This window comes from Streptomyces sp. NPDC060002 (assembly GCF_042737245.1).
In the GTDB taxonomy this organism is placed as follows: Bacteria; Actinomycetota; Actinomycetes; order Streptomycetales; family Streptomycetaceae; genus Streptomyces.
Map to the genome: position 1 here is coordinate 14,146 of NZ_JBHWUW010000073.1, position 23,351 is coordinate 37,496.

Below are 23,351 nucleotides of genomic sequence, written 5' to 3' on the forward strand. Positions count from 1 at the left end.
TCGCGAACTTGGCACTCACCTCGACCGGCTCCGCCGGGTCCCACGGTGCTGCCCGCGCTCGCTGTAGCTGTTGTCGTCGTTCCAGCTGTTGAGCCCAACGCGCTCCGGCTGCTCCTCCTGAGTCCACCGCGACTCGGCTGCTGTTCCCATCGGCCCACACCAGGGCGCTCCTGCTCCACCCGTGATCCGGGCGGACGGTACGCGACACCCAGCAGGCCCCCCACTCTTCCGCCTCTCCGCCGAGGAACCACCGCACCCATGAACAGCGACAGCGACCTCCAGATCGCGGGCGACATCCTCGAAGTCCCGCACCTTCTCCAGGCACCGCGCGAGCACCCGGCCACCGTCGCCGAGTTCGTCGGCCTGGCCCGCTCGATCGCCGCGGACCGCGCCCAGTGGGAGCACCTGGTCCGGTACGACGCGACGACCCGCTGGTACCACCGGCTGCGCACCGGTCCCGGCTACGAGGTGTGGCTGCTGTCCTGGGTGCCCGGCCAGGGCAGCGGGCTGCACGACCACGGCGGGTCCTCCGGGGTGCTCACCGTCCTGGACGGCGAGCTGACCGAGCGTACGGAACGCGGCAAGCGGGTGCTGGGGGCGGGGGTGCAGAGAGTGTTCGCACCGGGGTACGCGCACGAGGTCGTCAACGACGCGCTGGAGCCCGCGGTAAGCCTGCACGTGTACTTCCCGGGACTGACGGACATGCCCATGCACTCCCGGTCCCGACTCCGCTCGGCCGGGGGGACCCCCATCGCCTGCGCCGCGCTCGACGCCTACGAAGAGCACGAAGAGGTGGACGCCGTCAGCTCGTGAGCGGACGGCGTCCACCGCCGGCTCGTACGGGTGGACCGGATATCCACAGGCGGGTGGTTGTCCACAACCGGCCGACGGGCTGTCGTGGCCGCCTGCGAGACTTGCCCTCATGCGCATTGTGGTTCTGGCAGGCGGCATCGGCGGTGCCCGGTTCCTGCGCGGTCTGAAGCAGGCCGTGCCGGACGCGGAGATCACGGTCATCGGCAACACCGGCGACGACATCCACCTCTTCGGGCTGAAGGTCTGCCCCGACCTCGACACGGTGATGTACACGCTCGGCGGCGGCATCAACGAGGAGCAGGGCTGGGGGCGCGCCGACGAGACCTTCCACCTGAAGGAGGAGCTCGCGGCGTACGGCGCCGGGCCCGGGTGGTTCGGGCTGGGCGACCGGGACTTCGCCACGCACATCGTGCGGACGCAGATGATCGGCGCCGGGTACCCGCTCAGCGCGGTGACCGAGGCGCTCTGCGACCGGTGGCAGCCGGGCGTCCGGCTCATCCCGATGACCGACGACCGGGTGGAGACCCATGTCGCGGTCGAGGTGGACGGCGAGCGCAAGGCCGTGCACTTCCAGGAGTACTGGGTGCGGCTGCGGGCGTCGGTGCCCGCGGAGGCGGTCGTGCCCGTGGGCGCCGAGCAGGCGAAGCCCGCGCCGGGGGTGCTGGAGGCCCTCGCGTCGGCGGACGTGATCCTCTTCCCGCCGTCCAACCCTGTCGTCTCGATCGGCACGATCCTCGCCGTGCCGGGCATCCGCGAGGCCATCGCCGAGGCCGGGGTGCCGGTGGTGGGCCTGTCCCCCATCGTCGGGGACGCGCCCGTGCGCGGCATGGCCGACAAGGTGCTCGCGGCGGTCGGCGTGGAGTCGACGGCCGCGGCGGTCGCCGAGCACTACGGCTCGGGTCTCCTCGACGGCTGGCTCGTCGACACCGCGGACGCGGGCACCGTGGAGCGGGTGGAGGCGGCCGGGATCCGCTGCCGGGCCGTCCCGTTGATGATGAGCGACCTCGACGCGACCGCGCGGATGGCCCGGGAGGCGCTGACACTGGCCGAGGAGGTGCGCGGGGCATGAGCGGGTCCTTCACACCGGGTTACCGGGTCTGGGCCGTGAACGGGCTGCCCGAGGTGCGGACCGGGGACGACCTCGCGAAGCTGATCGCGGCCGCCGAGCCCGGCCTGGCCGACGGTGACGTCCTGCTCGTCACCTCGAAGATCGTGTCCAAGGCGGAGGGGCGGGTCGTCCGGGCGGACGACCGGGAAGCCGCGATCGACGCCGAGACCGTACGCGTCGTGGCCCGGCGCGGGACGCTGCGGATCGTCGAGAACCGGCAGGGGCTGATCATGGCCGCCGCCGGTGTGGACGCCTCCAACACCCCTGCGGGGACTGTGCTGTTGCTGCCCGAGGACCCGGACGCGTCGGCGCGGACGATCCGGGCCGGGCTGCGGGACGCGCTCGGTGTGGACGTCGGGGTCGTCGTCACCGACACCTTCGGGCGGCCCTGGCGCGCCGGGCTCACCGACGTGGCGATCGGCGCCGCGGGGGTGCGGGTGCTGGACGACCTGCGCGGAGGCACCGACACGTACGGCAATCCGCTGAGCGCGACGGTCGTCGCCACGGCGGACGAGCTGGCCGGCGCCGGGGACCTCGTGAAGGGGAAGGCCGCCGGGCTGCCCGTGGCCGTGGTCCGGGGGCTGGAGCACGTCGTCGTGGCCGAGGACGCCGAGAACGCCGAGGCCGACGGGGGCGGGCTCGCCGGGGCGCGGGTCATGGTGCGCGGTGCGCGCGACGACATGTTCCGGCTCGGGACGTCCGAGGCGGTGCGGCTGGCGGTCACCCAGCGGCGGACGGTGCGTGCCTTCACCGACGAGCCGGTCGATCCCGGGGCGGTACGGCGGGCGGTGGCGGCGGCCGTCACGGCGCCGGCGCCGCATCACACGACGCCTTGGCGGTTCGTGCTGCTGGAGTCGGCGGGGTCGAGGGTCCGGCTGCTGGACGCCATGCGGGACGCGTGGATCGCGGACCTGCGGCGGGACGGGAAGTCCGAGGAGTCCATCGCCAAGCGGGTGCGGCGGGGCGACGTCCTGCGCCACGCGCCCTGTCTGGTGGTGCCGTGTCTGGTGATGGACGGATCGCACACCTACGGCGACGCGCGGCGGGACGCGGCCGAGCGGGAGATGTTCGTGGTCGCGACCGGGGCCGGCGTACAGAACTTCCTGGTCGCGCTGGCCGGGGAGCGGCTGGGGTCCGCGTGGGTCTCGTCGACGATGTTCTGCCGGGACGTGGTGCGGGAGGTGCTGGAGCTGCCGGAGGGCTGGGACCCGATGGGGGCGGTGGCGGTCGGACACGCGGCGGAGGAGCCCCGGGCCCGTGGTGAGCGGGAGGTGGCGGACTTTGTCGAGGTGCGGTGAGGAGCACCATGCGGCGGGGTGGGGTGCCGTGGGGTGGCGTGCCATGGGGTGGCGTGCCATGGGGTGGGCTGAGGCGTGCGGTGCGCTGAGGCGTGCGGTGCCGGGCGCCACACGGTGACCTTCGCCGCACGGTGACCTGCGTGGCTCGGTGACCTGCGCCGCACGATGACCTGCGCCGCCGTGGGGTGAGGTGTGCGGTGCCGGGCGCCGCACGGTGACCTGCGTGGCTCGGTCACTTGCGTGGCGCCGATACGGGCGTCGTGGGTGGCCTGCGCGGTGCCGGGTTGGGCCTCGTGCGGTGGCGTGGGGGGCGCCGGGTTGGGCCTCGTGCGGTGGCGTGGGGGGCGCCGGTTTGGGCCTCGTGCGGTGGCGTGGGGGGCGCCGGGTCGGGCCTCGTGCGGTGGCCTGGGGGTGTGTGCGCCTACTCTCGTAGCACCTCTCTTCCTCAACCCGGGACTCTGCGTGTCAGGACGGTTCTCTCCCCAGCCCCCTCGGCCCACTCGTACGACCGTGCGCGGTGGGCATGTGGGTGTGCCCGTCGGAGTGCCGCGGCAGGTGTCGGCGGCCGGGCGGGTGCGGAACTGGGTGCCGGCGGGGCCGCTCGAACTCGGGCTGGTGCTCGGCCCCCTCAGGCGTGGGCCCGGCGATCCGACGTTCCGCGCGATGCCGGACGGGTCCGTGTGGCGGGCCAGTCTCACCCCCGCCGGGCCGGGGACGCTGCGCGTCTCCGCGGCCGACGGTGCGGTGCGCGGGGAGGCGTGGGGGCCGGGCGCGGAGTGGCTGTTGGACCGGTTGCCGGAGTTGCTCGGGGCCTCGGACGCGCCGGAGGCCTTCGTGCCCCGGCATCGCGTGGTGGCGACGGCCCGGCATCGGCGGCCGGGGCTCAGGCTGACGCGGACCGGGCTGGTCCTGGAGTCGTTGATCCCCTCGGTGCTGGAGCAGAAGGTCACCACCGACGAGGCGTATCGGGCGTGGCGCCTGCTGGTGCGCAAGTTCGGGGAGCCGGCGCCGGGGCCCGCGGCGGGCGGACGGCTCTGGGTGATGCCGACGCCCCGGACATGGGCGCTGATCCCGTCCTGGGAGTGGCATCGGGCGGGCGTCGACAGCAAGCGGGCGTCGACGATTCTGCGGGCCGTGCGGGTCGCCGGGCGGATGGAGGAGGCGGTGGGGATGGCTCCGGCCGAGGCTCAGGCTCGGCTGGAGGTCGTGCCGGGGATCGGGCCGTGGACGTCGGCGGAGACCGTGCAGCGCAGTCATGGGGCGGCGGATGCGGTGACTGTGGGGGATCTGCATCTGCCGGGGATCGTGGGGTGGGCGTTGGCGGGGGATCGGGAAGCCGATGATTCCGTGATGCTGGAGTTGTTGGAGCCGTATGCGGGGCAGCGGCATCGGGCGGCTCGGTTGATCTTGTTGAGTGGGCGGGTGCCGGCTCGGCGGGTGCCGAAGATGCCTCGATGGGACATCGGGAAGTTGTGAGGGGCCGCTCCGCGAGGGCTGGGGCGGGGGCCGGGGCGGGAGGGTTCTCGCCCCCGCCGCCCCTACCCGTTCCCCTCCTCACCAGGGGAGCTGCCCCTGGACCCCCGGATCGGCCCGGACGGCCTGGTCCTCAATCTCCCCCGGAGGGGGCACCCCCGGACGGGCTGAAAGACTCCGGTCCCACCGGTCGCAGGGGCCTCGCCCTACTGGTCCGACGAGAAGCGGACCGCGCCTGCCGGGATTCTCGCGTCGCACCACACCCGCGCGCCGTCGCGGAGTTCGTTGTCGGGGCCGACGATCGCGCCGTCGCCGATGACCGTGCCCGTGAGCACGGAGCGTTCGCCGACGCGGGCCCGGGTGCCGATGAGGGAGTCGGTGATGACGGCGCCCGGTTCGATGACGGCGCCGGGGAGGATCGTCGAGCCGAAGACCCTCGCGCCCTCCGCCACGAACGCGCCCTCGCCCACCACCGTGCCGCCCGTCAGCTTCGCGTCGGGGGCGACCCTGGCCGTCGGGAGGACCAGGCGGTCGCCGCAGCGGCCGGGGACCGCGGGGGACGGGGCCCGGCCGAGGACCAGGTCCGCCGAGCCCCGGACGAAGGCCGCCGGAGTGCCCAGGTCCAGCCAGTACGTCGAGTCGACCATGCCCTGCAGATGGGCTCCGGCCGAGAGGAGGTCGGGGAACGTCTCGCGCTCCACGGACACCGGGCGGCCCTGCGGGATCGTGTCGATGACCGAGCGGCGGAAGACGTACGCCCCGGCGTTGATCTGGTCGGTGACGATCTCCTCGGGGGTCTGCGGCTTCTCCAGGAACGCCAGGACCTTGCCCGTCCCGTCGGTGGGGACCAGGCCGTAGGCCCTCGGGTCCGTCACCTTCGTCAGGTGCAGGGAGACGTCCGCCGCCGTCGCCTCGTGGGTGGCCACCAGCCTTCTGATGTCCAGGCCGGTGAGGATGTCGCCGTTGAAGACCAGGACCGGGTCGTCGGGACCCGAGTGCAGACGGGACGCGACGTTGCGGATCGCGCCGCCCGTGCCCAGGGGCTCGTCCTCCGTCACGTACTCGATGTGCAGGCCCAGTGCCGAGCCGTCGCCGAAGTACGGTTCGAAGACCTCCGCCAGATAGCTCGTCGCCAGGACGATGTGGTCCACGCCCGCCGCTCTCGCCCGCGCCAGTTGATGCGTGAGGAACGGCACCCCCGCCGCCCTGACCATGGGTTTGGGCGTGTGCACCGTGAGAGGGCGCAGCCGGGTGCCCTTGCCGCCGACCAGGAGGATCGCTTCTGTCACCGTCGTCTCTGCTTCCTGCCGGGACCGGCCGAACTGTCATTCGACCGGCCAGTGTATGCAGACCGTTGTGTGGCGACTTCCAGGCCGTTGGTGTTCCGTCCCAGTCCCAGGAGACTGTCCCCCGACGGCTGCTGAACGTGTCCCCGTCCGAGATGTGCGCTCCGGCCGTCCGGGGGCGTGCGGCCTCCGGGGCCTCCCCAGGCCCCGGGGCTCCCGAACCTGATCGCCCGCCTCAGCGCCCCTGGAAGCGCGCCGCGGTCGAGCGGGCCGAGCCGAGCTTGCCGTAGAGCTGCCTGCCTGGGCATTCCGTGGCGAACCCGTCCCGGTGACCCGAGATCACATTCAGTCGTACGTTCTTTCCCTTTCCGTAGAGATTGCCACCTCCGGACTTCAGGTATGTCTTTCCTTTGGGATTCGCCCCGAAGAGGCCGAGTTTCCATGCCGTCAGACGCGCGACGGCGTTGACCGTGGCGGCGGTCGGCTTGGCTGAGGTGAACGTGCCGAGGACGGCGATCCCCATGCTGTTGCTGTTGAAACCGAGGGTGTGGGCGCCGAGGACCGGCTTCGCCACTCCTCCGGCGCGACCCTCGTAGATCTTCCCGCACTTGTCGACGAGGAAGTTGTAGCCGATGTCGCGCCAGCCCATGCTCCTCACGTGGTAGCGGTAGATACCACGGATGACGGACGGGGCCTGTGAGCACTTGTAGCTGTTGCCCGAGGCCGTGTGGTGCACGAACGCGGCCTTGACCTTCGTCGTGTAGCGGAAGCCGCTCTCCCGCAGCTTCTCGTCGGCGCCCCAGCCGCGACGCGTGACGATGCTCGGCCGCGGGCCGATGTACGGCTTCGCCCGCTGGGACGACGTCAACTCGGCCCCACGCAGGGCGAGGAGTTCACGTTCGGTGCCCGGACGGTCCAGGGCGGAGATCTCCGTGGCGCCCAGCGGGGCGAGGGCGGCGTTGGCGGCGGAAGCCACGGTCACCTCGGCCGTGATGGCAGTCATGGCGGTCATGTCGGTCATGGCCGCGTGCTCGGCCCCTTCGACCCCCTCGGCCCCTTCGACCTCCTCGGCCCCTTCGACCTCCTCAGCTCCCTCGGCCTCCCCAGCCGAACCGGCCTCCTCGGCTGCACCGGTGGTCTCGGCTGCACCGGTGGTCTCGGGCCGCCGGCCCGTCTCGGCCGTCTCGGCCTGCCGGCCCGTCTCGGCCGTCTCGGCCTGCTGGATCGTGCCGGTCGTCTTCCCGGTTGCCGCGTCGGGCGGCTCCAGCGCTTCCGGGGCCGCCGCCGGGCCGGACCCGGTGGTCGGCGTCCGGCCGCGCGGGGGGCCGGCGGGGACGTGCTCGGGGGGCGCCGCGCCCGGGTCGACCAGTTCCAGACGCAGGCCGGAGGGGAGCAGCGCGGCGGTCGAGAGGGTGCCGGCGCCCCGGGACGTCTCCCCCGTACGGCGTTCGGTGTCCGGATGGACTCGGATCTCGACGCCGTCGGAGTCACCGACCCACAGCGGGGCCGTGGCGCCGCGGACCCGGCCCGAGGCGCTCTCGGGTGTGCCGGGGTCGGCGCCGTGGTCGGCGTTGTGGGTTTCGACGTCCTGCCAGCCGGACCAGGTGCCGGTGCCGGGCGTGCGGGTACGGACCTGGACGCGGCCGTGGAGTTCGGCGGCCGGGTCGTCCCAGACGACGCCGAGGAGGGAGAACTGGCGTACGTCCCGGCGGGGCAGGCCCTGGTCGGTGGCGGCGCCACCCAGGGTCCGGTCTCGTGCGAGAGCGGTGAGGGGCAGCGACTGGGTGCTGCCCGGGAGGTCGGGAAGATCAGGAAGGTCGGGAAGGTCGGGAAGACCCGGGCGTGTCGGTCGGTCGGGGAGGGATGAGGTGACGGGGGTGTCGGGGCTCGTGGCCCTGGCCGTCCCGGTGGGCGCCGTCTCCGCGGCCGACGCCGGTCGCGCCGTCGCCGCGTTGGCGGGCGGCGTCAGCGGGAGGGCGAGTGCCGCCGCGCAGGTGACACCGATCGAGGTAGCAAGCAATCCGCGCATGCCAACGATCGTGGCCATATCCATACATTTCTGTCCATCGGGGAATTGACGGGCCGTCGGGCGCGTTCGGCCGAACCGGTGGTTCCGGGGAGGTCCGGCGACCCGTACGGCGCCGCGGGCGGCGCGTACGCTTGCGCGGGTGACTGCCACCGATCGCACCCCGGCCGACCTGCTGCGTTCCGCGCTGGCCGCGGACCCCGCCCGCCCCTTGGTGACCTTCTACGACGACGCCACGGGCGAGCGGGTCGAATTGTCCGTGGCCACCTTCGCCAACTGGGTGGCCAAAACCGCCAACCTCCTCCAGGACGGGCTGTCCGCCGAGCCCGGCGACCGGGTCGCGCTGCTGCTGCCCGCGCACTGGCAGACGGCGGTGTGGCTGCTGGCGTGTTCGTCGGTGGGCGTCGTCGCGGACGTGGCCGGGGATCCGGCGCGGGCGGACTTCGTCGTCGCCGGGCCCGGGTCGTTCGAGGCGGGGCTGGCGTGCCGGGGCGAGCGGTACGCGCTGTCGCTGGCGCCGCTCGGGCGACGGTTCGTGCCGGGCCCGCCCGAGGGGTACGACGACTACGCCGTGAACGTCCCGACCTTCGGGGACCGTTTCGCGCCGTACGTTCCCGTCGACCCCGAGGAGCCCGCGCTGATCGTGGCCGGGGCCGAGTACACCGGGGCCGAGGTCGTGGAGCGGGCGCGGGCGGAGGCGTCGGGGCTGGGACTGACGGGGCCCGGTTCCCGGCTGCTGTCGGGGCTGGCGTACGACACGTGGGAGGGACTCAGCGCCGGGCTGTACGCGCCGCTGGCGAGCGGGGGGTCCGTGGTGCTCTGCCGGAACCTGGCGGAGGCCGGCGAGGAGGCGGTGGCCAAGCGGGTCGAGAGCGAGCGGGTGACGGCGACCGCGCGGTAGCCCTCCGGGCGGGCGGGAGGGTCGGTACCCGGCGCCGGTGTCGGCGTCGGCGTCAGTGTCTGCGTCGGTGTCGGCGTCGGTGCCGGTGCCGGTGCCGGTGTCTGCGTCGGTGTCTGCGTCGGCGCCGGCGCCGGTGTCTGCGTCGGCGTCTGCGTCGGCGTCTGCGTCGGCGTCTGCGTCTGCGTTGGCGTCTGCGTCGGCGTCTGCGTCGGCGTCTGCGTTGGCGTCTGCGTTGGCGTCTGCGTTGGTGGGGGCTGCCGCCCCCAGGCCCCCGCTTCGGCCCTGGAGGGACTCGTCCTCGAACTCCCCCGGAGGGGGCACCCCCAGACGGGCTGCCTTTCGCACCCCCGCCCACGGAGCGCCGGACCCTCCGTTCGCCTCACCCGTTCGGCCCATCCCCGCCCCGCCTCGGGGCCCGCTTCGCGGCATCGTCGTAGGGACAGCTCTACACGCTCGTACGGCCGAAGCGGGTCCGGAGGCGGGAGGGGTGGATCGGACGTGAGGGAAGCGGCGGGTTCCGGTGGGCCCCTCGGGCCGGGGGTGGGGGCGTCCGCCGACGGGCGGGGGCTCATACGGCGGCGCCGACGGCGGTGGGTGCGCTGCGGGGCGGGGGTGGTGGGGGTGGCCGCCCTGGGGGTGGGGGTCGCGGGGTGGGTCGTCTACGCGAAGCTGGACGGGAACATCACGCCCGACGAGACCGCCGCGGCGGAGCTAGCGCGGTATGCGAGGGAGCGGCCGACCTCGTTGGTGAAGGACGCGCAGAACATCCTGCTCATAGGGTCCGATTCGCGGGCGGGGGACGAGAACCGCAAGTACGGGCGGGACTCCGGGACCGAGCGGTCGGACACGACGATCCTGCTGCATCTGGCGGCCGGGCGGCGCAGCGCCACCGCCGTCTCGCTCCCGCGCGATCTGATGGTGGACGTGCCGGGCTGTCTGAGGCCGGACGGGAAGCGGACCGAGCCGATGTTCGCGATGTTCAACTACGCCTTCCAGACCGGGGGTTCGGCCTGCACGATCCGGACGGTGGAGAAGCTGACGGGTGTGCGCATCGATCATCACGTGGTCGTCGACTTCAGTGGGTTCAAGGACATGGTCGACGCAGTGGACGGGGTCGAGGTGTGCCTGCGGAAGCCGATCGACGACAAGGCCGCCAAGCTGCGGCTGCCGGCCGGGAAGGTCACACTCGACGGGGAGCAGGCGCTCGGGTACGTGCGGGCCCGCAAGTCCCTCGGGAACGGCAGTGACACCGACCGGATGGACCGGCAGCAGCGGTTCCTCGGGGCGCTCGTCAACAAGGTGCAGAGCAATGACGTCCTGCTGAACCCGGTGAAGCTGTATCCGCTGCTGGACTCGGCCACGTCCTCGCTCACCGCCGACCCGGATCTGGCGAGTCTGCGCGGACTGTACGAACTCGTGCGCGGTCTACGGGACATTCCCACCGAACATGTGCAATTCATGACCGTTCCACGGGAGTCGTACGTCTACAACGCCAATCGCGACCAACTCGTGGAGCCTGAGGCGGAGAAACTCTTCGAACGGCTGCGGACGGACACGCCGGTGGCGGTTTCTCAGGAAATTCCCACGAACTCCGCACCTGCGGAGTCGGGCGACTACGGTCCGTTCGGATTCCGGGCCGCGGGACCTGCGGCTTCCGGGGCGGTTTCACCCACTCCGCCCGCTCCCACGTTCCGCGGGAACACCGCCGCCGAGGACGGCTGTGGGTAAAGCGCTTGCCAAGCCGTCCCCTTACCGCGAACACAAGTTCAAAGAAATAGGTCGGATTGCCCGGTTGTAGGGGCGTGGAATTTGTCACGGCCGTCGCTCGCCGCCGAACCGGGCGGATAGTGTGAGCGATCCGGTGCCCCCGGCCACGAGGTCCTTCCTGGGGTCGCGCACCGAGTGACCGAGACCCGAGCGCCTTGAGGGGGAAAGGCGCCGCGTGGCCCCGACGGAGGATTCAGACAACCGTGGACGCGCAAGGCCGTGGGCGGGCGGACAACATCGACCCCGCAGACCAGTGGGTACTCAATCCGAACACCGGCGAATACGAACTGCGACTGACTCCTTCCGCACCGCAATCGGCGGTGCCCGGGCCTCGTAGATCCGACTCCGGACGGACCGGCGGAGGAGGAGACGCGGCGCGCGGCCGCAAGGCTGCGCAGGGCCGGGGGTCGTCGTCGTCCGAGGAGACGCCGGACCCGGAGGTGCCTTCGCCGCGCCGTCGCCGGGGCGCACCGCCGGAGGAACCGGCGGCGAACCGGCGTGGCCGCCGGCCGGTGAAGAAGAAGTCGAAGGCGAAGAAGATCCTGCTGTGGACCGGCGGGATCATGGCCTTCGTCCTGGTGGGTACGTCCGGTGCGGCCTACCTCTATCTGGAGCACCTCAACGACAACATCACGTCCGTCTCCGACGACGGCGCGAGCACCGGTGGCTTCAGCAAGGACAAGGCGATCAACCTGCTGGTGATCGGCACCGACAAGCGCACCGGTTCGGGCAACGAGGGCTACGGCGACTCCGGCAGCGTGGGCCACGCGGACACCACGATCCTGCTGCACGTCTCCAAGGACCGGACGAACGCGACCGCGCTCAGCATCCCGCGCGACCTGATCGTGGACGTCCCGGACTGCGAGACCAAGCAGGAGGACGGCTCCACCAAGGTCATCCAGGGCACGGACGACGTCCGCTTCAACACCAGCCTCGGGCAGGACAACCGCACGCCGAGCTGCACCGTGCGCACGGTCACCGAGCTGACCGGGATCCAGGCGGACAATTTCATGGTGGCCGACTTCAACGCGGTCAAGACGCTGACCACGGCGGTCGGCGGCGTCGAGGTGTGCCTGGCGAAGGACATCGACGACCCCGACTCGCATCTGAAGCTGTCGAAGGGCACGCACATCATCCAGGGTGAGCAGGCGTTGGCCTACGTGCGCACCCGGCACTCGGTGGGCTTCGGCGGCGACCTGAGCCGGATCGAGCTCCAGCAGCAGTTCCTCAGCGCACTGATGCGCAAGCTGAAGTCGAACGACACGCTCACCAGCCCGACCAAGATGATCAAGCTGGCGGAGGCGGGCACGAAGGCGCTGACCGTCGACTCCCAGCTGGACACCATCGACAAGCTGAAGGACCTGGGTCTGGAGCTGGGCAAGCTCGACGTGAAGAACCTGACCTTCACCACCGTGCCGGTGGTCGACAACCCGGCCGAGAAGGTCGCGGCCACGGTCGTCGTGAACGCCTCGACGGCGCCCACCGTCTTCCAGATGATCAAGAACGACGTCTCCTTCACCGAGGTGAAGGAGCAGGCGGCGGCGTCCAAGAACGCGGCCGCCGCGGCCGCCGCGGCCCGCCTCAAGGGCACCCAGTCCGCGGCCTCCGCGGTGCGGGTGCAGGTCATGAACGGCGGCGCTCCGGCCGGCAGCGCACAGGAAACTCTTAACTGGCTGCAGAATGATGAGGGCGTGACGAAGTCCGAGAACGCGGGCAACGCGCCCGCGGCACTGAGCAGGACGACGCTCGAGTACGCGCCCGACCAGGCCGACCAGGCACGCAAGCTCGCCGCCATCATGGGGCTGCCCGGTACCGCTCTGAAGCCGGGCAAGAGTGTCGAGAACTCCCAGGGTCTGCCGACGATGACGCTGACGCTGGGCAAGGACTTCAAGGGCGCGGGCGTCTCGCTCACAGCTCCGACCACCGTGCCGGACACGGTCCAGAAGTCCACGGCGGACAAGGTCAAGTGCGCCAAGTAGGTAACCCTTCGGGCCCGTCGTGCGTCTGACTTGACGCGGGACGGGCCCGTGTCAGGCGCACGGCGGGGAGGGGCAGGGGAATTGGCGGGGAGCAGTGGGGTGCGGAGGGAGGTTCCCGCGGTCGAGGACACGGTGTCCCCGGCGGCGCGGGAACAACAGGACGAGACCGCGTCCGAGGAGGACGGCGGAGCCGGCGGCGGCCGCGGCGCGAGCCGGAACACGGATCGCAGACGCCGACGTCGACGCGCGTTGCGCTGGTCGGCGACGGTGCTCGCGGTGGTCATACTCGGCGGCGCGGGGGCCGGATACCTCTACTACGAACACCTCAACGCGAACATCAAGAGCGACGACCTGAACATCGGCGACGAGAAGGACCGGGCGGCCGAGACGGAGGCCAACTCGGCCGGGCAGACGGCGCTGAACATCCTGCTGATCGGTTCGGACGCGCGTGACACCGCGGAGAACCAGAAGCTCGGCGGCGCCAAGGACACCTTCGACGGTCCCCCGCTCGCGGACGTCCAGATGCTGCTGCACATATCGGCGGACCGCAGCAACATGTCGGTGGTGAGCATGCCGCGCGACACCCTGCTGGACATCCCCAAGTGCACGGACCCCGACGACGGGACCGCCTACGGGTCGCTGACCGACGAGATGACGAACGTGTCGCTCGGTCGCGGCGGCCCGGGCTGCACGGTGGCCACCTGGGAGAAGCTCACCGACATCCACATCGACCACTTCATGATGATCGACTTCTCCGGTGTGGTGTCGATGGCGGACGCGATCGGCGGCGTCCCGGTCTGTGTGGACGCCAATGTCTACTCGCACACCAGCACCGGCAAGGGCTCCGGTCTGAAGCTGGAGGAGGGCACGCACGCCGTCAAGGGCAAGCAGGCCCTGCAGTGGCTGCGTACGCGTTACGGCTTCGAGGACGACACCGACCTGGCCCGCGCCAAGGCGCAGCACATGTACATGAACTCGATGGTCCGCGAGCTGCGCGCCAGCGCCAAGCTGACCAACCCCAACAAGCTGCGCAAGCTCGCCGAGGCGGCCACGAAGGCGATCACCGTCGACGACGGCCTCGACACCATCACGAAGATGTACGACCTGGCGGGCGAGCTCAAGAAGGTGCCCACCGAGCGCATCACGATGACGACGATGCCGAACCGCTACCAGGGCAGCCGGGTGGTGCCCACGGACGACGCCAAGCAGCTGTTCCGTCTGGTGCGCGACGACATCGCCCTGGACGGCAAGGACGCGAAGAAGGCCACCGTGAGCCCGTCGCCGACGGTCACGGACCCGGCCGCGGCGGCCGGCGAGATCGCGGTGCAGGTGCACAACGGGACGTCCACGAGCACGCTGGCGGCGGTCCGCGGGCGGGCGACGGCGGTGAAGGATCTGCTGACGGGCAAGGGCTTCACCGAGGCCGTCGCGGACACCTCGGGGGCCTCGGCCGTGGCGGCCACGGTGGTCCGCTACCCGAGCGCCGATCTGGAGGGCGACGCCGAGGCGGTCGCCAAGGCCCTCGGCATCCCGACGGGTCAGGTGAAGAAGTCCACCGAGGTCTCCGGGGTCACGGTCGTCGTGGGCGCGGACTGGCGGTCGGGGACGGCGTACAAGGCGCCGGTGAAGGACGACACGACGCCCGACACGGCCGAGGCGATCAACGCGTCCGACACCAGCCAGTGCATGCACGTGGACCCGAACTACACCTGGTAGCCCGGGTCCCGTGGTGCCTCGAGGGCGCGCTCCGGAGTCGCTCCGTGAGCGCGCCTCGCCCTGCTCAGTGCGCGTCGGTGAGGACCGCGGGGCGCCTCGACGCGATGACCTTCCTGGCCAGCGCCTTCGGACTGGTCAGGAAGCCGAAACCCCACGACATGTGCATGGTGGCGAGAGCCACGGGAATCCGGAGCCGTGCCTTGAGCGGCAGCCCCTTGCCGGCCGGCAGCGACCCTGCGGCGATCGCCGCGAGGTAGCCGCCCGGGATCACGAAACCCCACGGGGTGAGCGCGGCGCCCACGACGATCCCGGCGGCTATCGCGCACACCGCGGTGGGCGGGGCGAGGTAGCGCAGGTTGATGGAGCCCTCGTGGTAGCGGGCGACGACGTGCCGCCAACGGCCGTAGTCCTTGTACTGCTTGGCGAGCGCCTTGACGCTGGGCCGCGGCCGGTACGACACCTTGAGTTCGGGCGAGAACCAGATGAGACCGCCGGCCTCCCTGATCCGGAAGTTCAGCTCCCAGTCCTGGGCGCGGATGAACTCCTCGTTGTAGCCGCCCTGTTGCTCCAGCGCCGCCCGCCGGAAGACGCCGAGGTACACGGTCTCCGCGGGGCCGGCCTGCCCTCCCGTGTGGAAGGCGGCGTTGCCGACCCCGATCTTCGAGGTCATGGCCGCGGCCACCGCGTGCTCCCAGTCGTTCTCGCCCTCGGCGTGCATGATCCCGCCGACGTTCTGCGCGCCGGTCTCCTCCAGGAGCCGTACGGCGGTGGCGATGTAGTCCGGGGAGAGCATGCCGTGCCCGTCGACGCGGACGACGATCGGATGGCGGGAGGCCTTGATCGCGGCGTTGAGCGCGGCGGGCGTACGACCGGTGGGATTGGGGACCGTCTGCACGCGCTTGTTCCGGGAGGCCGTCTCGGCGACGAGCTCGGCCGCGATCTCTTCCGTACGGTCCGTGGACGGACCGATGGCGATCACGACCTCCATCTCGCCGGCGTACTCCTGCGCGAGGATCGCTTGGACGGCTCCGCGCAGATGCCGCTCCTCGTCGAGGACGGGCATGATGACGGACACGGCGGGGAGCTGCACGTCGGGCTTGGCGTTCATAGGGGGCTCACGTTACCGCGAACGGGGGACACGGCCCGCCCCGCCGGGTGCGCTGCACCGGTCGGCAGATCGTATGGGCCTACCGTTCCAACGGCCACCACCGCCCACGGCCGCCGCCCGGAGGTGCCCGTATGCCCCCCACACCGTCCCGGTCCCCGCGTCGCCCCCGCCCGTCCCGCCGTCCAGCACGCCGTCCCGTCCGGCGCGGGCGCCCCCGCTGGGCCATGCGGGCGACGACCACGCTCTCGGTGGTGCTGCTCGCCGCCGCCGGGATCGGTCACTCGGTGGTCGCCGGCCTCGACGCGGACATCACCCGCGTCGACCCCTTCAAGGACATGAAGAACCGTCCGCGGGCCGGCCACGGCATGAACGTCCTGCTGGTCGGCACCGACGGCCGCGACGACATCACGGAGACGGAGCGCCGCCGCTACCGCCTGGGCGGGACCCCCTGTCACTGCACCGACACGATCATGATCGTGCACATCTCGGACGACCGGGAGCGGGCCAGCGTCGTCAGTCTCCCGCGCGACTCCTACGCCGAGACGCCGCCGCACACCGACCAGGTCACCGGCAAGGAGCACAGCGGCCACCCGATCAGGATCAACTCCGCGTACGCGGAGGGCGGACCGCAGCTCACCGTCCGCACGGTCGAGAACATGACCCACGTGAAGATCGACCACTACCTGGAGGTCGACTTCACCAGCTTCATGAAGACGGTGGACGTCCTGGACGGCGTGCGGATCTGCACGGCGGAGCCCCTGAAGGACACGTACACGGGTCTGGACCTGGCCCCGGGCGCACACACGCTCAAGGGCGGCCAGGCCCTCCAGTACGTCCGCTCCCGGCACACGGACGCCTCCTCCGACCTGGGCAGGATGAAGCGCCAGCAGCGCTTCCTGGCGGCCCTGGTGGACCGGGCCACCTCCTCCGGGGTGCTGCTGAACCCACTGAAGTTCCGGGACGTGACGCGGGCGGTGCTCGGCTCGGTACGGGCCGACCGGGGCTTCGGCACGGACGAACTCCTCGACCTCGGCCGGGCGATGCGCACCTTCTCCCCTTCCTCCTCCGAGTTCACGACCGTGCCCATCGGCCGGATGGACTACGCCGTGAAAGGCCTCGGCTCGACGCTGAAGTGGGACCCGGTGAAGGCGCAGCGCCTCTTCCGGGCCCTGCGCGACGACGAGCCCCTCGCCTCCGCGGGAGCCCGGCCGCACGGCGGCCGGGCCGCGCGTGTGGACGTGGCCCCGCAGCAGATCCGCGTCCAGGTCGAGAACGGCACCCGCACGGCGGGGCTCGGCAAGCGGGTGGACGCGGCGCTGGCGGCGACGGGCTTCCGTACGACCCGGCAGCCGGTCGTCAGCGCGGCCGCCCCCTCGACCCGGCGCACGGTCGTCGCCTACGACCCCCGCTGGGACCGTTCCGCGAAGTCCCTCGCGACGGCCCTGCCGGGCAGTGAACTGCGGGCCGTGAAGGGCCTCGGGCCGACGCTGAAGGTCATCGCGGGGACGGACTTCCACGAGGTCCGCAAGGTGCGGGCGGCCCAGGTGGAGCAGGGGGAGTTCGGTGTGGTGCGGGGGGACGAGGTGGGCTGCTCCTAGGCACATGTGCGTTTCTGGTGCGAAACGTACGGAACGGAGCCGTCCGCCCGATGGCGCGGGGCACGTGGGAGGCGTACGACGGAAGGGCACGCACGGGGCCCGCCCGGGGCCCCCTCACCCTCCAGGAGGAGCCATGACCCAGCCCGGAACGATGACCGCCATGAGCAAGGAGATGCAGGACTGCGTCGAGGCGTGCATGGCCTGCCACAGCATGTGCGAGGAGACCATGAGCTCCTGCATGCAGATGGGCGGCCAGGCCCAGATGCAGATCATGCGCGCGCTCATGGACTGCTCCGAGACGACCCGCATGTGCGCCGACATGATGATGCGGCGCTCGCCCATGTCGGCCGAGATGTGCGCCATGTGCGCCAAGGCCTGCGACATGTGCGCCGAGGCGTGTATGGCCATGCCGGACGATCCGCAGATGATGCGCTGCGCCGAGTCCTGTCGCCGCTGCGCCGAGATGTGCCGCACGATGGCGGGCGCCACCATGTGACCGCCGCCCGAACGTCGCTCAGGGGCACCCTGTGCGGGTGCCCCTGAGTGACAGGGCCGTGCGGCGGCCGGCTGCTCAGTTGCCCGAGACGGTGACCTTCTCGTCGTTCTTCAGCTGGCCGACCAGCGTCTTCACCTTCGCCTTGTCCCAGACGAGGTTGCCGCCCGTGGAGCCGGAGATCGGCATGTTCATCGACTTGCCGTCGCCGCTGTTGACGCCCTTCATCGCGAAGAACATCGACCCCAGGTCGTACAGGCCCATGTCCTTGTCGACGATCAGGGTGTCCAGGCCCGCGCTCATGGTCGGGTAGAGCTTGAAGGGGTTGAGGACCGTGCCCGGGGTGGCCACCTGGCTGGCCAGGGCCGCGAGGAACTTCTGCTGGTTCTTCGTACGGTCCAGGTCGGAGCCCGCGAGCGCGTACCGGGTGCGGACGAACGCGAGGGCCTCCTCGCCGTTCAGGGTCTGCTTGCCCTTCTTGAAGTCGGCGCCCGACTTGGTGTCCTTGATGTCCTGCGGGATGTCGATCTCGACACCGCCGACCGAGTCCACGATGTTCGCGAAGCCGGCGAAGCCTATCTCCACGTAGTGGTCGATGCGCAGGCCGGTGTTGAACTCGACCGTGCGCACCAGCAGCTCCGGCCCGTCCTCGGCGTACGCCGCGTTGAGCTTCACGTGCCGGCCGGTGCCCTTGTAGGTCTTGCCGGACTCGGAGCCGACGAACGTCGGGATCTCCACGTCGGAGTCGCGCGGGAGCGAGATCAGCGTGTCGCCGTTGGAGCCGGTGTGCAGGATCATCATCGAGTCCGTGCGCTTGCCCTCGGCGGAACCGGTGTGCAGTTCCTTCTTCTCCTCGGCGGACATGCCCTCACGGCTGTCGGAGCCGACGATCAGGTAGTTCGTGCCCTCGCCCGCCTCGGGCCGGTCGATGACCTTGGACAGGTCGACCTCGCGGTTCAGCTTGCCGTCGGCCCAGAAGTACGTGCCCACCGACGTCACGACCAGCACCGTCAGGACGGTGATCGCCGTCCACTTGATGCGGCGGCGCCAGTTCGGCGCGGGACGCGGAGCGCGGGTGCCGTAGCCCCCCGGCCCGCCGGAGTCGTCGCCGCCACCGCCCCCGTAGACCTGGCCCGAGCTGTAGCCGCTGTCGTAGCCGGCGTTCTGGGCGTTCGTGTAGTCGCCGTGTCCCTGACCGTTGACGTACGACGGCTGCGGCGGGACGCCGGCGCCCTGCGGCGGCGCCGCCGGGCCGCGGCGGACCTGCCGCATGACACGCGGGCTCTCGGGCCGCGCGTTCGCGCTGCCGCCGCCGTACCGGTTGCCGCGGTCACTGTCGGACCGTCCCTCGGGCCAATCGTTCATGCGGACCAGTGTGCAGGGCAGTGCTGTGTGCCTTACAAGGGCCGTCGGAGAATCAGGGCCCCGCTGTTGCCAAGCTGACACAAAGTCCCGGGTTGTCCCCCTCGGCATAAGGTGGAGGACATGACAGACCAGGTCACCGCGGCGGACTCGGGCAGCACCCCGGACATCCCGGGCAGGCCCGCATCCGCGTCCCGCACCACCCTCAGCCACATCATGACCCACAACGACACCAACCTGCTCGGCACGGTGCACGGCGGTGTGATCATGAAACTCGTGGACGACGCGGCGGGCGCGGTGGCCGGACGGCACTCCGGCGGGCCCGCCGTCACCGCGTCCATGGACGAGATGGCGTTCCTGGAGCCGGTCCGCGTCGGTGACCTCGTCCATGTGAAGGCCCAGGTCAACTGGACCGGCCGGACGTCGATGGAGGTCGGGGTCCGGGTCCTGGCCGAACGCTGGAACGAGTCCGCCCCGGCCACCCAGGTCGGCTCGGCCTACCTGGTCTTCGCCGCCGTCGACGCCGACGGCAAGCCGCGCGCGGTCCCCCCGGTCCTCCCGGAGACGGAACGCGACAAGAGGCGCTACCAGGAGGCCCAGATCCGCCGCACCCACCGGCTGGCCCGGCGCCGGGCGATCAGGGAACTGCGCGAGCGCCGCATCGCGGAGGGGCTCGGGGACTGAGCAGGCGCCTCACCCGACCACCCCGGCAGGACCGGCTTCCGCCGGCCGCATCGCCGCGGAGCTCGCCGAGGCCCGTCGGCTGCCGGGGCACCGGATCGTCCGTGACGGGCCGCCCTTCGAGGGCGCCGACAGCAGTGAAGGGCGCCCGTTCCCCGGGCACCCTTCGACCGTCGGCTCAGCAACCGCTTACGGCAGGTTCCTCGCCATGACGATGCGCTGGACCTGGTTCGTGCCCTCGTAGATCTGGGTGCTTTACAGGTCATACGGCTCTGACCTGCACGAACACCCATCCCAGAGGGACCTGCCCAGCATTTCCCCATGATCGTCAAGAGTCTGCCCAGGTAGGGGTGGCACTGATGGCATCTCCTCCGACCGGTCCGAGGAGTGGCAGGCTCCGGGCAGGTTACGCGGTTTCCTGTTCCGTCAACCGTGATCGCTTGACCGGTGCGCCTCACCCTCGGGAGCATCAACCCAGATGCGGGGCACTGGCAGCGGCATGGGAGAGGGGAACCCAGACCATGAAGGTCACCAAGCTGGTCAGCACGTGCGACATCAAGGACTGTCCGACCATCTACGCGACAGACCGAGGCACCTTCCTGGTTCAAGGCGAGACGCCCACCGACCACGGGCTGGAAATTCCCGCTCACGAAACCCTGGTCGAGATCCCCATGGAACTGATTCAGAAGGCCATTCGTGACAACCTCCTCTAAGACCCTCGGCGACCTCTTCGACTCTTTCGAGCGCGAGGCGTTCCGCCTGGAGACTCTGGACGACTACAGCCAGTCGGGGAACGTGGACGCTTTCCAGGCATTCCAGGCCGGGGAGCCTCGGCCGAAGGACTACAACGCGGGCTGGATCGAAGAACTCCACTCACACACCGAGAAGGGGAAGCGGGTTTACCGGGTGCACATTCTGTCGCGCCCACTCACGGACTATCTTTGCTTCGAACTCGGGTGGGGCTACCGGAAGAACATGACCGGAGGCGAAGAGTTCTTCATCCTCGACGTCACCGAGAAGCCCAACCCGCTGGGGAACGTCCCGGATTTCTGGTTCTTCGACTCCTCCTCCGTGGCCGTCATGAACTACGACGAAAACGGGAAGTACCTCGGATCGGAAGTGCTGCCACCGGAACGCACGGCGGAATTCACACAGTACCGTGACGCGGCACTCGCACACGCAGAACCATTTAACGAATGGTGGGCCAAGTACGGGGCGTGAACAGAGCACAGCTTGGGGCCGCGCTGCGGGCGCTGCGAGTGGCATCCGGAAAGGAAGCCAAAGCAGTGGCCCGCAGCGCCCTCATGTCTCCGTCCAAGCTGTCCAAGATCGAGAATGCCAAGCTGGCACCCAGCGCAACAGACGTTGAGCGCATCCTCACCGCCATCGGCGTATCGGACGAGGTCAAGGCTGAATACACGGAGGCAGCCCGAGCATCTGCGACGGAGGCAACAGCATGGCGGCTCCTGAAACGGATCGGCGTTCACAAGGGCCAGCAGGCAGCCAAGGCCCTGGAAGCGCAGATGTCGGTGCTGCGGTTGTTTCAACCCGCGCTGGTTCCCGGCCTGCTCCAGACACCTGAGTACATCCGGGCCATCCTGCAACGCCATGATTTGAGCGATGACGCCCTGACGCGAACGATCAACGGGCGACTCGAACGACAAGCGATTCTCTATGACAACACTAAGTCCCTGCGGTTCGTCATCACAGAGACAGTCCTACGCTGGCAAATCGTCCCGCCACAGATGATGGCTGCACAGTTGGACCGCATCGTTTCCATATCCCGGCTGCCCCATGTAGATATCCGTGTAGTTCCGCTGACGATTCAGCAGCACGACATTGCAAATCATGCGTTCGTCATCCGTGACAACCGAATGGTCACCATGGAAACGGTTCACGCCGAGGTGGTTGTCACGGACCCCCGGGACGTAACTTTGTATGTTGATAAGTTCGATAGGTTCGAGCAAGTGGCGCTGGCCGCGCTGATATGCGGAATCTGATCGAGGCTATCCGAAACGACTTTTTGCGGGAACAGGAAACAGGCTAGATACGCATCCGCGGGCCGCCGAAGATGGCGGCATGGAGAGCGAAGAAAGAACGTCCGGTCCTGCGACCGAACCCACGGTGGGGACGTGCTTGTCGGAGCTGCCGCGCGAACCGTCACCCATGCCCGGCTGCCCCGTGTGCCTTTCTCAGTCGGTCGCCCGAGAGAACGCCCGCTCCACGGGGGACTACAGCGCCGTATCCGATGCCAACGTGAAGCTGCGTCAGCACCAAAGAGACGAGCACGCGGGGTACCAGCGGTGAGCGTCACGACCGACGACATCGGTAAGCGGGTCCGGGACGCATCGGGAAGGGTCGGCATCCTCCGCGACGTGATCCGGGACTACGAGGACCCGGGAGAGCCGCCGGGTGAACGCCTGAAGCGCCCTGTTGCCTTCCTGTGGCCCGAGGGCGGCGGCAGAGAGTGGTTGGCCCCGCCGCAGCAAGTAAGGCGTGTCTGAAGTCCGCTGATTGCTTGGGAGAACTCCGTGTCCGTTCAGGACCTGCTGAACCTGCTTGCACCCCGGACGGGTCAGGTGGACCCGGCGTCGTGCGTCCAATGCGCGACGCTCCGCAAGCGGGTTCGCACAGCCAATCGATCCGGGAATCCGGCCAAGGCGCTGGAGACCGTCGAGGCGATGCGGCTGCACAAGCGTTACGGGCATCCCAACGACACGCGACCGCTCCCCATTGACCTCTCCGCGCACGGTCCCCAACTGACCTAGGGGAACAGACTCCCGTCCGGTATGGGCGGCGGCGGTCAGTCATGGCCGCGATTAGTTGAGCAGGAAGGTGCAGTGATGCAGAACGGAACCGACCTCTACGCGCTCGACATCAACGGGGCCTCGTTCGTCCAGGCGTGCGGCGGCCCCTGTTCCGAAGGGTGCGTGACGCTGGCCCGGATCGGCGCGGACGCCTGGGCCCTCGCTGACAGCAAGCGGCCGGACGCGCAGCCGCTGCGGTTCACCACTGAGGAGCTGGACGCGGCCGGTATCGACCCGGCGCGGTTCGGCCTGAACGTCTGATCCCCCCTCCCCCGCCGGTCGGGCCCGACCGCTTTCTTGGGTCGGGTCCGGCTGGTCCTCCGCTGACACCGAACGGGAACAACAGGTGCACCACCACGGCTATCTGTGGAGCGGCCCGAAAGAGCGTTTCGACCAGGAAGCATTGCGACGGCCCCCTCATCCTGAGCCGCCCCCGGCTGGGAGCAGACCGGAGCTGATCCAGCGCTATCGGGAAGTGGTGGCGGAGTTCCCCACTGCCGATCTGCCGCCCATCGAAACGGCGTACTGGCTCATCAAACCCCGCTCCCTCGTTTGTGGAACCTGGGAGGAAGCCAAGGAGGCGGCGGCCTGGCTCGGTGAGCGACTGGCCGAGCACGCCCCTCGGTTCGCGTCGGAGAAGGACCGAGACACCACGCGTCTGGCCCAGGTGGTGAACGCTGCTGCCGAACGACTGCACTCGGGCAGTGATGTGTCCTACGGCTGCTACCTCGAACGCCCCTCGTATCTGTCCCTGGCGGTGGTGACGTGTTCCCCGAATCATGCGATTCCTGAACTGGCCTGCCCAGTCGCGTAGTCGAAGCAACAAAGAAGCCCCGGCCATCTTCAGTTCAAGAGGTCGTTGCAACACCCCGTTCGTAGGGAGTTGCAGTGGACTTCGAGATCCGGGAGGACCGGAGGCCGCAGGGCCCCCGGAA

General features: G+C 70.3%; 21 protein-coding genes and 1 pseudogene. 18 read left to right on the forward strand and 4 right to left on the reverse strand.

Annotated elements, in window-relative coordinates; translation table 11 throughout:
• Positions 1–258 precede the first annotated feature (258 nt).
• The 4 genes from ACFWBD_RS37345 to ACFWBD_RS37360 all read left to right on the forward strand — a co-directional run bounded on the left by ACFWBD_RS37345 (position 259) and on the right by ACFWBD_RS37360 (position 4,695).
• Positions 259–813, forward strand: coding sequence for a cysteine dioxygenase (locus tag ACFWBD_RS37345; RefSeq protein WP_385677250.1), 555 nt, complete (start codon positions 259–261; stop codon positions 811–813).
• A 109-nt stretch (positions 814–922) separates the two neighbouring features.
• Positions 923–1,882 (forward strand): 2-phospho-L-lactate transferase, encoded by a 960-nt coding sequence (gene cofD / locus ACFWBD_RS37350; RefSeq protein ID WP_385677253.1) that lies wholly within the window; start codon positions 923–925, stop codon positions 1,880–1,882.
• Positions 1,879–3,219, forward strand: coding sequence for a coenzyme F420-0:L-glutamate ligase (locus ACFWBD_RS37355; RefSeq protein WP_385677256.1), 1,341 nt, complete (start codon positions 1,879–1,881; stop codon positions 3,217–3,219). Before cofD ends, ACFWBD_RS37355 begins: the two co-directional genes overlap by 4 nt.
• Before the next feature lie 462 nt (positions 3,220–3,681).
• The gene (locus ACFWBD_RS37360; protein WP_385677259.1) at positions 3,682–4,695 is read left to right on the forward strand and encodes a DNA-3-methyladenine glycosylase family protein; all 1,014 of its coding nucleotides are present in this window, start codon (positions 3,682–3,684) and stop codon (positions 4,693–4,695) included.
• Between the two features lie 203 nt (positions 4,696–4,898).
• Here ACFWBD_RS37360 and ACFWBD_RS37365 read toward each other — a convergent pair whose 3' ends face one another.
• A complete protein-coding gene (locus tag ACFWBD_RS37365; RefSeq protein ID WP_385677262.1) occupies positions 4,899–5,981 on the reverse strand; it encodes a sugar phosphate nucleotidyltransferase in 1,083 nt (360 codons plus the stop codon).
• Positions 5,982–6,213: 232 nt separating this feature from the next.
• Positions 6,214–8,007, reverse strand: a complete 1,794-nt coding sequence (locus ACFWBD_RS37370; RefSeq protein ID WP_385677265.1) for an N-acetylmuramoyl-L-alanine amidase — start codon at positions 8,005–8,007, stop codon at positions 6,214–6,216.
• A gap of 139 nt (positions 8,008–8,146) precedes the next feature.
• Between ACFWBD_RS37370 and ACFWBD_RS37375 the strand changes: the two genes are divergently transcribed.
• The 4 genes from ACFWBD_RS37375 (at position 8,147) to ACFWBD_RS37390 (ending at position 14,367) form a co-directional block, all read left to right on the forward strand.
• Positions 8,147–8,905 (forward strand): TIGR03089 family protein, encoded by a 759-nt coding sequence (locus ACFWBD_RS37375; protein WP_385677268.1) that lies wholly within the window; start codon positions 8,147–8,149, stop codon positions 8,903–8,905.
• 540 nt (positions 8,906–9,445) lie between these two features.
• The gene (locus ACFWBD_RS37380; RefSeq protein WP_385677316.1) at positions 9,446–10,633 is read left to right on the forward strand and encodes an LCP family protein; all 1,188 of its coding nucleotides are present in this window, start codon (positions 9,446–9,448) and stop codon (positions 10,631–10,633) included.
• Between the two features lie 242 nt (positions 10,634–10,875).
• Complete coding sequence (locus ACFWBD_RS37385) at positions 10,876–12,651, forward strand: LCP family protein (protein WP_385677271.1); 1,776 nt, start codon at positions 10,876–10,878, stop codon at positions 12,649–12,651.
• 99 nt (positions 12,652–12,750) lie between these two features.
• Positions 12,751–14,367, forward strand: coding sequence for an LCP family protein (locus ACFWBD_RS37390; protein WP_385677274.1), 1,617 nt, complete (start codon positions 12,751–12,753; stop codon positions 14,365–14,367).
• 64 nt (positions 14,368–14,431) lie between these two features.
• Here ACFWBD_RS37390 and ACFWBD_RS37395 read toward each other — a convergent pair whose 3' ends face one another.
• On the reverse strand, positions 14,432–15,475 hold the full coding sequence (locus ACFWBD_RS37395) for a glycosyltransferase family 2 protein (protein WP_385677277.1): 1,044 nt from the start codon (positions 15,473–15,475) through the stop codon (positions 14,432–14,434).
• A gap of 131 nt (positions 15,476–15,606) precedes the next feature.
• On the opposite strand from ACFWBD_RS37395, the gene ACFWBD_RS37400 reads away from it, so the two are divergent.
• Positions 15,607–17,073, forward strand: coding sequence for an LCP family protein (locus ACFWBD_RS37400; RefSeq protein WP_385677280.1), 1,467 nt, complete (start codon positions 15,607–15,609; stop codon positions 17,071–17,073).
• Between the two features lie 133 nt (positions 17,074–17,206).
• Positions 17,207–17,569: a four-helix bundle copper-binding protein gene (locus ACFWBD_RS37405; RefSeq protein ID WP_314224856.1), complete on the forward strand. Its 363-nt coding sequence runs from the start codon at positions 17,207–17,209 to the stop codon at positions 17,567–17,569.
• Between the two features lie 75 nt (positions 17,570–17,644).
• On the opposite strand, the gene ACFWBD_RS37410 is transcribed toward ACFWBD_RS37405, so the two are convergent.
• Positions 17,645–18,931: an LCP family protein gene (locus tag ACFWBD_RS37410; RefSeq protein ID WP_385677284.1), complete on the reverse strand. Its 1,287-nt coding sequence runs from the start codon at positions 18,929–18,931 to the stop codon at positions 17,645–17,647.
• A gap of 120 nt (positions 18,932–19,051) precedes the next feature.
• Here ACFWBD_RS37410 and ACFWBD_RS37415 point away from each other — a divergent pair, with 120 nt between their 5' ends.
• From ACFWBD_RS37415 to ACFWBD_RS37450, 8 genes and pseudogenes are all read left to right on the forward strand, one after another.
• Positions 19,052–19,612, forward strand: coding sequence for an acyl-CoA thioesterase (locus ACFWBD_RS37415; protein WP_385677287.1), 561 nt, complete (start codon positions 19,052–19,054; stop codon positions 19,610–19,612).
• Between the two features lie 518 nt (positions 19,613–20,130).
• Entirely contained in the window at positions 20,131–20,322 is a 192-nt protein-coding gene (locus ACFWBD_RS37420) for a hypothetical protein (protein WP_358991807.1), read from the forward strand.
• Entirely contained in the window at positions 20,306–20,830 is a 525-nt protein-coding gene (locus ACFWBD_RS37425; protein ID WP_385677291.1) for a DUF6879 family protein, read from the forward strand. The genes ACFWBD_RS37420 and ACFWBD_RS37425 overlap by 17 nt, the downstream gene beginning before the upstream one ends.
• Positions 20,827–21,656: pseudogene (locus ACFWBD_RS37430) on the forward strand (helix-turn-helix domain-containing protein). Before ACFWBD_RS37425 ends, ACFWBD_RS37430 begins: the two are co-directional and overlap by 4 nt.
• A gap of 256 nt (positions 21,657–21,912) precedes the next feature.
• Positions 21,913–22,113, forward strand: coding sequence for a hypothetical protein (locus ACFWBD_RS37435; protein ID WP_385677295.1), 201 nt, complete (start codon positions 21,913–21,915; stop codon positions 22,111–22,113).
• Between the two features lie 27 nt (positions 22,114–22,140).
• On the forward strand, positions 22,141–22,377 hold the full coding sequence (locus ACFWBD_RS37440; RefSeq protein ID WP_385677298.1) for a hypothetical protein: 237 nt from the start codon (positions 22,141–22,143) through the stop codon (positions 22,375–22,377).
• A 75-nt stretch (positions 22,378–22,452) separates the two neighbouring features.
• Positions 22,453–22,677 (forward strand): DUF397 domain-containing protein, encoded by a 225-nt coding sequence (locus tag ACFWBD_RS37445; RefSeq protein ID WP_385677301.1) that lies wholly within the window; start codon positions 22,453–22,455, stop codon positions 22,675–22,677.
• Positions 22,678–22,762: 85 nt separating this feature from the next.
• Positions 22,763–23,230 carry a hypothetical protein gene (locus tag ACFWBD_RS37450; protein WP_385677304.1) on the forward strand — a complete coding sequence of 156 codons (468 nt, stop codon included), beginning with the start codon at positions 22,763–22,765 and terminating at the stop codon, positions 23,228–23,230.
• The last annotated feature ends 121 nt before the right edge of the window (positions 23,231–23,351 follow it).